Annotated in this window: 7 protein-coding genes; 1 reads left to right on the top strand and 6 read right to left on the bottom strand. The window is 68.6% G+C overall.

The genetic code is table 11. The features are described from left to right. Positions 1–2: 2 nt before the first annotated feature. Positions 3–1,007 carry a glycoside hydrolase family 68 protein gene (locus tag ACYQ78_RS09925; RefSeq protein WP_459800456.1) on the top strand — a complete coding sequence of 335 codons (1,005 nt, stop codon included), beginning with the start codon at positions 3–5 and terminating at the stop codon, positions 1,005–1,007. Here the strand turns inward: ACYQ78_RS09925 and ACYQ78_RS09920 are convergent. The 6 genes from ACYQ78_RS09920 to ACYQ78_RS09895 all read right to left on the bottom strand — a co-directional run bounded on the left by ACYQ78_RS09920 (position 1,004) and on the right by ACYQ78_RS09895 (position 14,741). Continuing rightward, positions 1,004–3,595, bottom strand: a complete 2,592-nt coding sequence (locus tag ACYQ78_RS09920) for a family 43 glycosylhydrolase (RefSeq protein WP_459800455.1) — start codon at positions 3,593–3,595, stop codon at positions 1,004–1,006. The two genes, ACYQ78_RS09925 and ACYQ78_RS09920, sit on opposite strands and share 4 nt — an antisense overlap. After that, positions 3,592–6,429: a family 43 glycosylhydrolase gene (locus tag ACYQ78_RS09915; RefSeq protein WP_459800454.1), complete on the bottom strand. Its 2,838-nt coding sequence runs from the start codon at positions 6,427–6,429 to the stop codon at positions 3,592–3,594. The genes ACYQ78_RS09920 and ACYQ78_RS09915 overlap by 4 nt, the downstream gene beginning before the upstream one ends. 470 nt (positions 6,430–6,899) lie before the next feature. Further along, the gene (locus ACYQ78_RS09910) at positions 6,900–9,734 is read right to left on the bottom strand and encodes a glycosyl hydrolase family 95 catalytic domain-containing protein (RefSeq protein ID WP_459800453.1); all 2,835 of its coding nucleotides are present in this window, start codon (positions 9,732–9,734) and stop codon (positions 6,900–6,902) included. Between the two features lie 4 nt (positions 9,735–9,738). After that, complete coding sequence (locus ACYQ78_RS09905; RefSeq protein ID WP_459800452.1) at positions 9,739–11,358, bottom strand: glycoside hydrolase family 27 protein; 1,620 nt, start codon at positions 11,356–11,358, stop codon at positions 9,739–9,741. 11 nt (positions 11,359–11,369) lie between these two features. Beyond that, the gene (locus ACYQ78_RS09900) at positions 11,370–13,160 is read right to left on the bottom strand and encodes a family 43 glycosylhydrolase (RefSeq protein WP_459800451.1); all 1,791 of its coding nucleotides are present in this window, start codon (positions 13,158–13,160) and stop codon (positions 11,370–11,372) included. Between the two features lie 96 nt (positions 13,161–13,256). Continuing rightward, a complete protein-coding gene (locus ACYQ78_RS09895; protein ID WP_459800450.1) occupies positions 13,257–14,741 on the bottom strand; it encodes a non-reducing end alpha-L-arabinofuranosidase family hydrolase in 1,485 nt (494 codons plus the stop codon). Between the last annotated feature and the right edge of the window lie 3 nt (positions 14,742–14,744).

The raw sequence follows: 14,744 nt of genomic DNA, 5'->3' as shown, positions 1-14,744 counted from the left end.
CCGTGACCACTCTGTGGACCCGCCGTCACCTCGACCTGATCACCGAGGACCCCGCGACGACCGCGCCCCTCATCACCGGCCCGGTCGAACCGGCGCTGCCCGGCTTCGACCTGTGGGACATGTGGCCGATCCAGGAAGAGGACGGTGCCACCGCCCTCTTCGACGGCCGCGAACTCTGGATGGGCCTGGCCGCCCCGGTGGTCGGCCATCCGGAGGACCGTCACGACGTGGCCCGGATCAGGAAGCTCGCCCTCGACGACGGCAAGTGGATCGACCTGGGCGACGTCTTCGCCGACGGCGAGTCTCCCGGCAGCCGCGAGTGGTCGGGCACCGCGATCCGCCGCGCCGACGGCACGATCTCGGTCTTCTACACCGCGAGCGGATACCGGGGCGAGGAACGGCCCACCTTCGTCCAGCGCGTGTTCGAGGCCAGGGACGGCGTCCACCACGAGATCGCGCGCCCGGACGCGCGATACTTCCTGCCCGCCGACGACATCGAAGGCGGACCCGGGAGGATCCGGGCGTGGCGTGACCCCGCCTGGATCCGGGGCCGCCTGGTCATCGCCGCCTCGGTGCCGTGGGGCGAGCGCCACATGGGCGCGATCGCCCTCACGGGCCCCGGCTCGGAGAACCGGCCGCTCCTGGTCGCCGACGGGATCAACCGCGAGATCGAACGCCCCCACGTGGTCGTCCACGGCGGCCTGTTCTACCTGTTCTTCTGCACGCACCGCCAGTCGTTCGAGCCGGCGGACGCCGCCCCGACCGGCCTCTACGGTTTCGTCGCGCCCTCACTGGAGGGACCCTGGGAACCGCTCAACGGGTCGGGCCTGGTCATCGGGAACCCGCAGGCCCAGCCCGACCAGGCCTATGCCTGGATGGTGCTCGACGACCTGCGGGTGGTCGGTTTCCTCGACTACCGGGGCCCGGTCGACCGGGCCCACTTCGGCGGCACGGTGGCCCCCATGCTCAGACTGCGGCTCGACGGCCACCGCACCCGGCTCGCCTAGGTTCTGGGCGTGCCTCCGTAGCCGACGATCAGGGCGTCGGCGTCGCGGAGCAGGGTGGTCCGGACGATCTCGTCGGCCTCGACGCGGTGGTCCTTCACCCCGCTCTTGAACTTCTCGATCGCCTTGACGACGTTCTTGTCGTCCTTCTCCTCGGCGATGGCCGCGATGACCCGGTCGAGCGCCTTGTGCAAACGGACCGCGCTGCTCGCGTTGGTCTTGTCCTCCGCCGCGAACCGGTCGATCAGCGCCGAGAGGTCCGCGACCGAGGTGGTGACGGTGAACCTGACCGTCTTCTCCGCCTGGTTCCCGGCGTTGTCGGCGGCGGTGACGGTCAGCACGTGCTCACCCAGGGCCAGCGTGTAGAGGGTGAGCGTGCCGGGCTGGACCGGCTGCCCGTCGAGGGTCGCGGTGGTCGTGGCGACGCCCGACTCGTCGTCGGTGGCCTCCCAGCCGATCTGCAGATCCGCGCTGTCGCCGCTGTCGGCCACGCCCGAGATCTCGATCGCCGGAGCGGTCTCGTCAACGGTCTTGCTCTCGAAGGCCCACGAGTCGACCTCGAACAGATCGGCGTTCGCCGGTCCGGCGTAGGTGAAGTAGACGTCGTGGACGCCGGTCAGGCCGCTGACCTCGGTGGTCATTTCGGTCCAGGCGTTGAGCGGGGCGTCGACCGGGATCGTCGCGACCACGGGCGCCGTGCGGTTGCCGAGCCGGACGTCGATCCTGCCGCCGGCGACGAGCGGCCTGACCTTCGCGGTGAGAGCGGTGGCACCCTTCTCACCGAAGTCGACCGAGGCGAGCGAGGTCCAGTCGCCGTTGTCGACGTCGTGCAGCACGAGGTTCGGGGCCAGGGCGCCGAACTCCGCCGACGAGCCGTCGACCTTCTTGGTGGCGATGCCCTGCTGCCACGCGATGGTCTCGGCCTCGATCACCCGGTAGGGGGCCAGGTCGCGGATCTTCTCGACGCCGTCGTAGGTGCCGAGCACCTCCTTGATCGTGCCGTCGGCGTTGAAGTCGAGCTTGGCGATGTGCGGGCTGCGGAAACCCTGGGTCGCGCCGCCGGTGATGCGGCGGTTGAGCGTCTGGGCGTGGTAGGTGAAGTAGTAGTCGTCGCCCAGCTTGAACACCGACTGGTGGTTGTTGCCCCCGGCGCCGAAGAAGTTGCCGGGGTTACGGAAGATCACGCCCTTGTACGTGTCGGCGGTCCAGGGCCCCATCGGGTTGTCGGCCACCATGTAGGCGATCGCCCCGGTCGGCGGACCGGCGGGGTCGATCGGGCCGCCGAAGCCGAAGTTCGAGGAGTACGAGTAGTAGTACTTCCCCTCGCGCTTGAAGACGTGGCCCGCCTCGAACATGAGCGGCCCGTCGATGACCTCGGCCGAGCCGACGGTGCTGGTCATGTTCTCGCCGAGCCTGATCACCCGGGTCGACTTGGGGTGGTTGGTGTTCTCGTAGCTGTCGGAGTTGTCGTCGCCGCCGCCACCGAAGTAGAGGTAGCCCTGGCCGTCGTCGTCGATGAACACACCCGGGTCGAACAGCCAGTTCACGCCGTTGGAGGCGCCCGGCGTCTGACCGGTGATCAGCAGGCTGCCGCGCTCGTCGCGCCACGGGCCGACCGGCGAGTCGCCGACGATGACGCCGGTGGCGGCGCCGTTGTTGGCGAAGTAGAGGAAGAACTTCTCCTTGCCGTCGACGACCTTGCTCTCCATCGCCGGAGCCCAGGAGTTGCCGGCGTACTTGGCGATCCCGCTCGACCCGGCGACCGGGATCTCGCCGTGGTCGACCCAGTTCACCAGGTCGTCGGAGGAGATGACGGTGATGGTGTTGATGCCGCCGTAGGTGTTGGTCGGGGAGATCCCGTTCGGGCCCGGGTTGTACACCTGCGTGTCGTTGGTCATGTAGAGGTATACGCGGCCGTCGTGGACGAAGGCGTTGCCGTCGGCCCCGAACTTGTGCGAGATGAGCGGGTTGCCCTCACCGGGGTTCTTGCCGAGCACCTCGATCGTGGTCGACGGGACGAACTCGCGGAGCGTCACGTCGTCGACCTTGAAGTCCATGAGGTGTGTGGCGGGCGCCGCCGACGGCGTCTGCGTCCACGGGGTCTCGACGAAGATCCGCGCGGTCGTCACGCTCTGCGCCGCGGGGATGGTGAACGTGCCCTGGATCAGGCCCCACTGCCCGCGCGGCGTGGTGACGGTGCCGAGGTTGGTGTACGTCCCCCCGCCGTAGTGCATGGTGACGAAGAACTGTTTGGTCGCCGGGCTGCTCGGGTTCTCGTACTTCACCCGGGCCGTGACCGAGTAGGTCTTGCCCGCCTGCACCTTGCCCGACAGGTCCTGCATCGGGCCGGAGCCGGTCGTCATCCGCTGGGTGACCGCGACGGCCGCCGACCCGGAGTAGGCGTCGGTCGTCGGGTTCAGCGCGGCGGTGTCGGCGGCGTTCCCGTTGTTCGGGAACCAGCCGGTGAGGCCCGATTCGAAGCCGCCGTTCACGATGAGGTCCGGACCTGCGGCCTGGACGGGCGCCGCGGGCAGCGTGCCCAGCATCGCGATGGCGGTCACGATCGCGGCGAGGTGCGAGCGTAATTTCACGAGAGATTCTCCTTGTTCCTCGGGGTGCCGCCCCAGTGGACGATCAGGGCGTCGGCTGCGCGGAGCAGGGTGGTGCGGACGATGTCGTCGGCCTCGACGCGGTGGTCCATGACCCCGCTCTTGAACTTCTCGATCACCTTGATGATCTTCTTGGGGTCCTTGTCCTTCTCGATGGCCGCGACGACGCGGTCGAGTTCCTTGTGCAGGCGGACGCCGCTGCTCGCGTTGGTCCCGCCCTCCGCCACGAACCGGTCGATGAGGGCGGCGATGTGCTCGACCGAGACGTCGATCTCGAGCACGCCGAGCTGGGCGAGCTGGTAGGCGAGCGCCCGTTCCGGGGCGTCGATCTGGTTCTGGGTGCCGAACGCGCCGGCCCGTGCGGCCTTCGCCGCCGTGAGCGCCTTCTGCGCGTCGGCCCAGGCAGCGGCCGGGTAGGAGTACTCGTCGAGCGTGCCGGCGTGGGCGATCGCGGCGTCCAGATCGGCGGTGTCGAGCGGCAGGTTCTGCGCGGTGAGGGTGTCGCTGAGCAGGTAGTGGTCGAAGTCGACCCGCCCGCCCTTCTCCTGCGTCGCGTAGGTGAACAGGGCGACCCGGTGGCCCATGAAGTGGGCGAGGCTGCCGTCGAGCGTCTGCGGGCCGACGCGGTTGCCCAGCCGGGTCCAGGTCAGGCCGTCGAGGCTGTAGTAGAAGGTCGTCCAGAGCTGGCCGACCGGTGCGGCGAAGTCGAGGTCGGCCTTCACCGACACCTGGGCGGCGTCACCGAGAGGCACCGTCGTGCCGGGGACGAAGGCCTCCAGCGACGCCTGGTCGAGGTCGACCCCGAACGGTTGCGGCCGGTTCACCACGCCCAGCGTGTTCACGCCGCCGCTGCGCTTGACCGCCACGTAGGAGAATCCGCGGTTGAAGGCGGCCAGCCCGGCGACGTCGCCGTTCTTCATGCCGGAGACGTCCATCCGGGTCTCCACCGACTGGCGCGGCCCGAAGGTGCGCTGGGTCAGGGTGTTGCGGGCCTCTTCCAGCCACGCGAGTTCGGCCCGGTTGGAGAGCTTGGTGTAGACGTACTGGCCGGTCACGGGCTTGCCGGTGGTCAGGCGGAGCCAGCCGTCGCGGTCGGTGAGTGACCAGAGGCGGTTGTCGGGGGCGTGGTTCCACTCCCAGGCCAGGTCGAGCCGCGACCCGTTGGGGGCGATCTCCTCTTCGGTGGGATATTCGGCCGTCGGCGGGAGGCCGACGATCGAGACGTCGTCGATCAGGTACTCGACGCTGGAGGAGGCCGGTTGCGGGTTGGCCCAGGGCGTCTCCACGGCGAACTTGAAGTTGTTCAGGTTGGCCGTGGTCGGCACGGTGAACCGGCCGGAGACCGTCGTCCACTGGCCGATCGGCACGTTCCCGAACGTCATGACCTGCACGCCGGCGCCCCAGTCGGCCGCGAGGTTGAACCGGATGCTGCTCGGGCCGGAGGTGTACTTGATCTTCGCGGAGACGGTGTAGGTGACGCCGTGCTGCATCCTGCCGTTGAGGAACTGGTGGGGGCCCGAGCCGTTGAGCGTGCGGTTGCCGACCTTCAGCGCCGCCGCGCCCGCTGCAGGGCCGGTCGTGTCCCGGCTGAGGACCGCGCCGAACTGCGCCGCCCACGGCGTGGTGGCCTCGGCCTCGAAGCCCGGGTTCTGGACGAGTTCGACACCGATGAGAGACTCGTCGATGGCGGGCGGTGGCGGGACCGTCCACTCTTCGTCGGTGAACGCCTTGCGGGGGGCGTCGTTGGCGAAGTCGTCCGAGGCGACGATGCTCTTCTGCCGTTCGAAGGTCTCCTGCTCGGGGGTGAGCCGGATCGGCTTGTCGTACACGCCGTCGACCTGAGCAGGGCTGAAGGTGGGCCAGCCGTCCTGCCAGGTGGCGGGGATCAGCGCGGGGATGCGGCCGACGGGGAAGGTGTCACGGAAGAACATGCCGTACCAGTCGGTCAGGCCGCCCTCACGCGCGATCGGCACCAGGCTGCCCTGGGCGAAGCCGCCCGAGTTGAGCACCCCGCGCGCCTCGTAGGTGTTGACGCCGCCCGCCGAGGTGTAGCGGCCGAGCAGGTCCTTCGACCGGAACATGACGACCTGACGGCCCTGCCCGGACGGCCAGGTGATGATGACCGCGTAGTACCAGCCGTCGATGTGGTAGAACTGCGCGCCCTCGAACAGACCGCCGATGTACGGCCTACCCGCGTAGTCGTTCGCGGTGAAGATGTTCGGGTAGTCCTGCGCGATGGCCGTCAGGCCCGCGTTGAGGCGGACCGCGCTCGTGCCGCCGGAGCCGTAGAAGATGTAGGGGGTGCCGTCGACGTCGAAGAAGAGCGAGGGGTCGTGCAGGCCCCGGCCGAGAGCCGTGCGCTCCCACTTCCCGTCGTCGATGTCGTCGGTGCGGTAGATGTACGCGCCGCCCAGGTTGTTGGTGTTGAAGACGGCGTAGAACATGCCGTCGTGGTGGCGCAGCGACGACGCCCACTGCCCCTGGCCGTAGGAGTTCTGCCCGTTGCGCAGGGAGAACGCGTCTCCGATGCCCGCCCGGTCGAAGACGTAGTTGACGGTCTCCCAGTTCACCAGGTCGTACGACTTCATGATCGGCGCACCCGGGCTCATGTGCATCGTGGTGCTGATCATGTAATAGACGTCGCGGCCCTCGTCGTTCTCGGCGGCCGGAACCCGCTCGACACCGATGTCCGGCACGTCGGAGCGCAGCAGCGGGACGCTGTAGGTGCCGTCACCCCTGTCGGTCGAGGTGTACGACGAGGCGGGCGACCACGCATCGTCGGCGTGGGCGGCGTTGGCGGCGCCGGGGATCAGCATGCCGACGCAACCGAGCGCGACGGCGATTCTCCCTAACCGGGAGGCGGTGGTTCCGGACGGTGGGCGTAGGCGGGGGAAAAAGGGCATGACGAACTCCAGACACGGCGGCGCGTCCATCAATCTGTTATCGCTAACATTTCGATGCGAGAAGCCGTTCGTTAATTTCCGCTCCAAGCGTGTGGAGAACGGCGGGGAGGGGGATCGGATACGTGCCCGGCCTGTTATCGCTAACAGAAGTGGGCGGCGAACCAGGCCGGGGATTCGATCAGGACACGCGAGACCCTTCGGATGGGCGGGAGGCGGAGCGCCTCAACCGGACATGAGGTCAAAGAGGACGGCTGTTATTTTCGGACTATTTTCTGAACCTTTCGCCCCAAACTGTAAAGTGGCGCGCCACTCCAGACAAGGGCTCACAGCAAGATCCCCGAAACAGGCGTGAAACCTGTCCCGGGGACCGCGGGTGGGAAGGGTCAGATCGTGGTGAGGGTCCACTGGTTGTTGGTGTTGGTGTTCGGCGCCCACAGGGCCACGGTCGAACCGGCGGTGGCGTTGCCCATGCCGTCAAGTGACGTGCCGGTGCCGCGGTTGACGATCTGGTGGCGCCCGCTGCTTGTGGCGGCCAGCCGCCACTGCTGGTTGACGCCGCCGTTCCAGGCCGCCTGGCGGGCGCTCGCGCCGTTGGTGGTGACGCCCCAGCTGTCGATCACCATGCCGTTGGTGCGGTTGACGATGCGGTACCACCCGCTTCCCAGGTCGACGAGCTGCCACTGCAGGTTCGTCGAGCCGTCGTAGTTCCACTGTTTGACCACCGAGCCCGTGGCGACGTTGCCGCCGCTGTCCAGCACGAGCCCGGTGGTGGCATTGGCGATCCTCACCCAGGTGGAGGGCGTGCCCGTTCCGGTGAGGCGGTAGGTGCGGCCGGCCTGCCCGGTGAGTGCGACGACGTCGGACTCGGGTTTGGTGACGGTGACCGAACCGCCCGTCGAGACGTCGACCACCTGGACGGTGCCGGTGAACACCGCGTTGCGCACCCGGACGGTGCCGTCGCGGTCGAACTTCACCAGGATCTCGGTGGCCCGGCCCGAGCTCCAGGTCGCGCCGACGGTGTAGCCGCCGCGTCCGCGCAGGCCCGCCACCTTGCCGCCGGGCCAGGCCGAGGGCAGGGCGGGGAGCACGTGCAGCTCGCCGTTGTGGCTCTGGAGCAGCATCTCGGCGATGCCGGAGGTGGCGCCGAAGTTGCCGTCGATCTGGAACGGCGGGTGCAGGTCGAACATGTTCGGGGCCAGGCGGGAGGTGGTGACCAGCAGGCGGAGCAGGGTGTGGGCGCGGGCGCCCTCCTCCAGCCGCGCCCAGTAGTTGATCTTCCAGGCGAGCGACCAGCCGGTGCCGTCGTCGCCGCGTAACTCGAGTGTGCGCTTGGCGGCGGTGTAGAGGGCCGGGGTGCCGCGCTTGGTGATCTGGTTGCTGGGGTGGAGTCCGTAGAGGTGGGAGACGTGGCGGTGGTACTGCTCGGTCTCGGTCCAGTCGTACAGCCACTCCATGATGTTGCCGCGTGCGCCCGTCTTCATCGGAGGGAGCCGGTCGCGGGCGGCCAGCACCTGGCTGCGGAACGAGGCGTCCACGCTGAGGGTCTGGCTGGCCTGGGCGACGCCGTTGAACAGGTCGCGCAGGATCTGGTTGTCCATCGTCGGCCCGGCGCAGACGCTCACCCCGCTGTGGTGGGCCAGCTCGGGAGAGTTCGACGGGTTGGTGACCAGATAGCCCAGGCTCGGTTCCTGGACGAGCGTGTCGAGGAAGAACTGGGCCGCGCCCTTCATCGCCGGATAGTAGGTGCGCAGGAAGTCGAGGTCACCGGTGAAGGTGTAGTGCTCCCAGATCAGCGTGGCCAGCCAGGCGCCGCCGGTCTGCCACATGCCCCAGAAGGCACCGTCGACGACCGAGGTGGCACGCCAGGCGTCGGTGTTGTGGTGGGTGACCCAGCCTCCGGCGTTGTACTGGACCGAGGCGGTCCGGGCGCCGGTGACCGTCAGGTCGTTGATCATCGCGAACACGGGGTCGAAGCACTCCGGCAGGTTGGTGGTGTCGGCGTGCCAGTAGTTCATCGGCAGGTTGGCGTTGATCGTGTACTTCGAGTCCCACGACGGCGCCAGCGAGTCGTTCCAGATGCCCTGGAGGTTGGCCGGTTGCGAGCCCGGCCGGGAGGAGGAGATCAGCAGGTAGCGGCCGAACTGGAACAGCAGCGCCGCGAACTGCGGGTCGTTGACGCTGTTGTGCTGCGCGATCCGCACGTCGGTCGGCTGGTCGGCCGCCGAGGTCCGGCCCAGGTCGAGCGTGGTGCGGTTGAACAGCCGCTGGTAGTCGGCGACGTGCCGCGACCGCAGGTCGTCCCAGGAACGGGACGCCGCGGAGTTCAGATGACCGCGCGCGATGCCCTGGTAGTCGCCGCTGACGTCGCGGTAGTTCTTGTAGCTGGAGCCGATCGACACCAGCACGGTCACGCTGTTGGCCGACCTGACCGTGAGCGTGCCGCTGGAGCTGCTGACGCTGCCGCCGTCGATGACGGCGCGGGCCAGCCCCAGGAACCGGACCTGGCCCGAGATGCCCTCGAAGTCGCCCGAGATGCCGTCGAGCGCCACGGTCGAGCCGTCGGGGCTCGACCGCGTGACCCGCTGCGGGCTGTCGAACGTCGCCGAGAAACCGATCGAGCCCGACCGGTCGGCGGTCAGCCTGATCGCGATCACCTGGTCGGGCGCGCTGGCCAGGATCTCCCGGCGGTAACCGATCCCGTTCTGCGTGTACGTGGTCACGGTGGTCGCCGTGGTCAGGTCGAGGTAGCGGTTGTAGTTGGAGACGCCACTGGTGTTGCCGATCGACAGCCGCAGGTTGCCGACGGTCTGGTAGGCGAGCTGACCGGCGGGGCGGCCGAGCATGTTGGAGTCGATCAGGCTCTGGGCCGTGCTCCAGTTGTTCTGGAACACCGCCTGGCGGATCTGGCTCAGCGCCCCGGCGCCCCGGGTGTTGCTCTGGTCGTAGGGCCCGCCGGCCCAGACCGTGTCCTCGTTGAGCTGGAGCCGTTCGGTGTCGACGTTGCCGTACACCATGGCGCCCAGGCGGCCGTTGCCGATCGGGAGGGCGCGCAGCCAGTCGGTGCCGGCGCTCTCGTCGTACCAGAGGGCGAGGTCGTTCGCCTCCGACGGCGGGGCGGCGGCGGCGCGGGCGACCGCCGTCCACTGGAAGGGCAGCATGGCGGCCCCGGCGCCGGCCGCGCCGAAGCGGAACAGCTGCCTGCGTGAGTAGTCGGACATTCCCTTACCCCCTGGTCCAGCGCTGGTTGCTGCCGCCGGTGCAGGTCCAGATCTGGATCCTGGCGCCGTTGGCGGTGGAGTTGCCGGACACGTCCAGGCACTTGTTCGCACCGATCGCGGTGATGCTGCCGTCGGAGTTGAGGCGCCACTTCTGGTTGTTCTGGCCGTTGCAGTCCCAGATGAGGACGCCAGTGCCGTCGGCGGTGCCGTTGTTGTTCACGTCGAGGCACTTGCCTCCGTAGACCCGCAGTTCACCGGCCGAGGTGGCGGTCCACTGCTGGTTGGCCTGGCCGTTGCAGTCCCACAGGACCACGGCGGTGCCGTTGGCCTGGGCGGCGCCGGTGACGTCGAGACAGCGCCCCGACGCCGCGCCCTGGATCCTCGTCGAGGTCGACGGCGTGCCGCCGCTGACGCGGTAGACGACGGTGCCGTGGGCGGGCACGCTCGCCGAGATGGTCCCGCTCGTCGAGGTGACGGCGTTGCTCCAGGCGTCGCGCAGCGAGAACGAACTCCCGCTGAGGCCGATCGCCGAGGCGGTGGTGCTGATCGTGAGGGTGCTGCCGCTCTGGTTGAACAGCGCCACCGCGACGTCGCCGTTGCTCAGGCGCTTGGCCAGGATGCGGCGGGTGCCGTCGCTGACGATCTGGCCGGCCTGGAGCCCGAGGGAGTCCTGGTTGATGGCGATCAGGTTCGCGTTCTTCAGGATCGTCGACGTCGCGCCGTCCATGTTGCGCACGTCGTTGCCCGCGATCAGCGGCGCGGCCATGATCGCCCACAGGGCGAAGTGGCTGCGCATCTCGGTGTCGCTCATGCCGCCCCGGCCGACCACCATCATGTCGGGGTCGTTGAACGAGCCGGGCGCGGCGTAGCCCGACAGCGGCGCGTTGACGTTGACGATGTTCTGGATACCCATCGGGTAGCCGTTGGTCTGGCCCGAGTTCCAGGTGTTGGTGATGTCCTCGGTCGTGCGCCAGATGTTGGCGATGTCGCCCCAGTTACGGCGCGGCCCCGTCTTGTCGTGGATGCTGTTGGAGTTGATGCTGTACAGGATCGGCCGGCCCGTCGCGGCGAGCGCGTCGCGCATCTTGGCGAAGGCCGTGATCTGGTCGTTGATGCTGCCGGTGGGCGAGCACCAGTCGTACTTGAGGTAGTCGACGCCCCATGCGGCGAACTGCCGGGCGTCCTGGGCCTCGTGGCCCAGACTGCCGGTCGCACCCGGGTAGGCGCCGAAGTACTGGGCGCAGGTGCGGTCGAGCGGGGCCTGGTAGATGCCGAACTTCATGCCGCGGGCGTGGATGTAGTCGCCCAGGGCCTTCATGCCGCTCGGGAACCTCGACAGGTTGGGCTGGAGGTTGCCGGAGGAGTCGCGGTTCTGGTCCATCCAGCAGTCGTCGACGACGACGTACTGGTAGCCGAGGTCGCGCATGCCGTTGGCGACCATCGCGTCGGTGGTCTGCTTGATCAGGGTCTCGTTGATGCTGCAGCCGAAGGTGTTCCAGGTGTTCCAGCCCATCGGCGGGGTGCGGCCCACGCCGTTGTTCAGCGCCTGCGCCTGCGTCATGGGAGTGAAGGTCACCGCCAGCACCGTCAGGGCCAGTAGCGCCCGGGTCGTCTTCCTGCTCATGGGAGTTCCTGTCACTGGAGGGAGGCGTCGTCCACGTAGAGGCCGTCGGTGCCGGAGGACGTCTCGACGTAGAAGGAGGCGTTGGTCAGCGTGCCGGACCACGAGACGGTCGCGGTGCCGGTGAGCTGGGTCCATCCGTTCGCGTTGACCGTCTGGGCCGGGGTGAGCTGGACGTAGTTCGTCGTGCCGTTCGCGGTGAGGGTCAGCGTCGCCTTCGCGCTCGGGGTCCCGCTCTGCGAACGGACCCAGACGCTCGTGGTGTAGCTCCTGCCGCTGGTGAGCACCGAGGTCACGTTCTGGTGCGGGCCCTGCCAGGAGGCGGTACGACCGGAGGTGAGCAGTGACCGGCTGCCGCCGTGGGCGACGTTGGTCGCCGACGACAGTGTGCCGCCGGAGGACGTCCAGCCGGTGGTGCCGTTCTCCATCGTGCCGTTGGTCAGCAGTTCCCCGCCCATGCCGCCGCCGGTGAACTGCCACCAGTTGAGGTTGAACAGGTAGCCGCTGTTCCCGGCGAAGCGCAGGTAGAGGTCGCGGGTGCCGGTCGCGCCGGAGATCGGGCAGGTGACCGTCGTCCAGGTCTGCCAGCCGCCGGTGCCGGGCACGGTGCAGGTGCCCACGAGCGTGCCGGTCGCGCCGCCGAGCCGGACCTCGATGCGTCCGCCGCTGGTGCCCGAGGCGACCCGCGCGGTGAAGGAGGTCGCTCCGTTGCCGAAGGCCACACCCTTGACCTTGAGGTAGTCGCCGTTCTCGATGAAACCGACGTTCATCCCGCCCTCGGTGGACGTCTCGGTCTCCACGCCCTGTGCCCAGGCGGACGTCTCGGCCTCCTGGCGGGCGTAGGGGTTGAGCGTGCCCACCTGGGGAGGCCCGGCGGTGGTCATGTTGATGGTCGGGATGGTGCCGTCGGAGTTGTAGGTGAACTTCTCCACCGCCACCGACCTGGTGAAACCGCCACCGCCCGGCAGCGCGCCGTTGTGGTAGAAGAAGTACGACCCGCCCGCGAAGTCGACGATTCCCGCGTGGTTGGTGAAGCTCCCGCCCTGCCGCGGCATGACCGTTCCCCGATACGTCCACGGCCCGGTGGCACTCGGAGCCGTGGAGTAGCCGATGAACTCCGAGCAGCACTCGGCGGCGAACACGTTGTAGTAGAGGCCGCCCCGCTTGTAGACCCAGGGCCCCTCTTCGTAGAGCGTCGGCCGCTGGGCGTTGCCGCTGCGCGCGCCGAACCCGGCGGCGGTGAGCGAGACGTAATTGATGCCGCCGGAGTAGGAGATCATGTCGGCGTTGAGGCGCACGTACGCCAGCCGGGGGTTGCCCCAGTAGAGATACGCCTGGCCGTCGTCGTCGATGACGACGTTGGGGTCGATCTCGTTGTTGTCGACCAGCGGCCGCCCCAGCGCGTCGGTGAAGGGCCCGGTGGGGCTGTTCGCCACGGCCACGCCGATGACCATGCGGCCGGTCGAACGCTGGCGGACCGGGACGTACCAGTAGAACCTGCCGTCGCGGTGGGCGACGTGACCGGCCCAGGCGTTGGCGTCGGCCCAGGAGAAGGTGGCCAGGCTCATCGGCGAGCCGTGGTCGGTCCAGTTGGCCATGTCGGAGGAGGAGTAGACGCGCCAGTCGCGCATCGTGAAGTAGGTGGAGCCGTCCTCGTCGTGGCCGGTGTAGAGGTAGACGCGGCCGTTGTGCACGAGCGGCGCCGGATCGGCGGTGTAGATCGTCTGGACGACGGGGTTGTCGGCCCGCGCCGACGTCGGCATCAGCACCGTGAGGAGAAGCGCGCACAGGACCAGGAGTTTCACCTGATCATCCCTTTCCGGCGGTCGAGGTGAGGGGGGTGGGAGGGTCCCGGGCGCGATGAGCGCTCCCGAATTCGCGCCCGGGACCTGTTCAGGGGGTCAGCGCTGGAGGGTCAGCAGGCCCGGCCGGTAGGGCAGCAGGCCGTAGTCACCACCGGAGCTGGGGCTGCGGCCCTGGTAGAGGAGCTGCAGGTTGCAGGGGTCGACCGTCATGGTCTGGTCGGCGCTGGTGCGCAGGAGCTCACCGTGGCTGATGTCGTTGGTCCAGGTGGCGCCGCTGTTGGCCTTGCCGGCGAAGGGGTTGCTCTCGCTGGTGGCGTTGGCGGTCCACGAACCACCGAGGCTGGTGGCGGTGAAGGACCGGAAGTAGCGGCCCTGGGAACCGATGGCCTCGACGATCATCAGGTAGCGCTGCTGGCCGGCCAGCTTGTAGACCTGGACGGCCTCGAACAGGTTGTTCGTGCTGTCGGTCATGATGGTCTGGTAGCTGGTGCCGAAGCTGCCGGGGAAGTTGCCGATCGGCATGCTGGCCCGGTAGATGCGGCCGTTGTCACCGGCGAAGAACAGGTACATGTTCTGGTCGTCGCCGATGAGCGCCTGGTCGATCGGGCCGGTGCCCGAGTTGGAGATGCTGCCCGAGAACAGCGTCTGCGCCGACGACCAGCCGTTGGCGTTGGTCGGGTTGGTGGAGGTCCGGTAGGAGAAGGCCGGGCCACCCCACTGGTAGGCCAGCACCCAGATGCTCTTGGGGGCGAAGTAGAACAGCGACGGCGCGACCGTGGCCGAATTCATCTGGTTCTGGCTGGCCGAGCCCATCTGGGAGTAGTTGCTGAACAGGCCGAAGTTCATCGAACCCCAGCTCGACCCGAAGTCGTGCGTGGTGGCGTACACGAGCTGCTGGCCGTTGTAGGGGGCGACGGTGAAGTCCTTCAGCGACGCCCAGCCCGAACGCGGCTGCGCCAGCGCGCCGGTCGACGACCAGCGGTAGGTCGTGGGCAGGTTGCACGAACCCGTCGGCGACGGTGACGGCGTGGGGGTCGGGGTGGGGGTCGGGGTGGGGTTGGTGCCGCCACCGACCTGGACGAGCTGCCACTGCTGGTTGGCGCCGCCCCAGTCGTCGTACTGGACGATGTTGCCGCCGTCGGCCGTGGACGCGCCCTGGACCTCGAGCGCCTTGTTGCTGTGGCGGGCGATGAAGCGGACGTAGCCGCTGTCGCTGTCGGCCAGGCGCCACTGCTGGTTGGTGCCGTTGCCGTCGCTCCACTGGATGATCGCGGCGCCGTTGGCGGTGGAGACGCCGGAGACGTCTAGGACCTTGCCGCTGAGGCGGGACTTGATGCGGTAGTAGCCGCTGCCGGAGTCGACGAACTGCCACTGCTGCTGGTTGCCGTTGTTACGGGTCCACTGGGTGATGCGGGCGCCGTCGGCGGTGGACAGGTTGTAGACGTCGAGTGCCTTGCCGCTGTTGCGGTTGACCAGGACGTACCAGGCGTTGGTGTCGACGGTGGCCGCGTTGGCCGAGGGTAAGGCCACGAACAGGGCCGCTATCAGGGCGGCGATGATGGCGATGGGTTTGAATTTCACGTT

The organism is Herbidospora sp. RD11066, assembly GCF_054661255.1.
Note: the sequence above shows the minus strand (reverse complement) of the source record. Positions and strands in the feature narration are given on the sequence as shown.

Coding starts and splice junctions, on each gene's coding strand:
- ACYQ78_RS09910 (WP_459800453.1), bottom strand. CDS start 9,734: ATGTCCGACTACTCACGCAGGCAGCTGTTCCGCTTCGGCGCGGCCGGC.
- ACYQ78_RS09915 (WP_459800454.1), bottom strand. CDS start 6,429: ATGCTGATCCCCGGCGCCGCCAACGCCGCCCACGCCGACGATGCGTGG.
- ACYQ78_RS09905 (WP_459800452.1), bottom strand. CDS start 11,358: ATGAGCAGGAAGACGACCCGGGCGCTACTGGCCCTGACGGTGCTGGCG.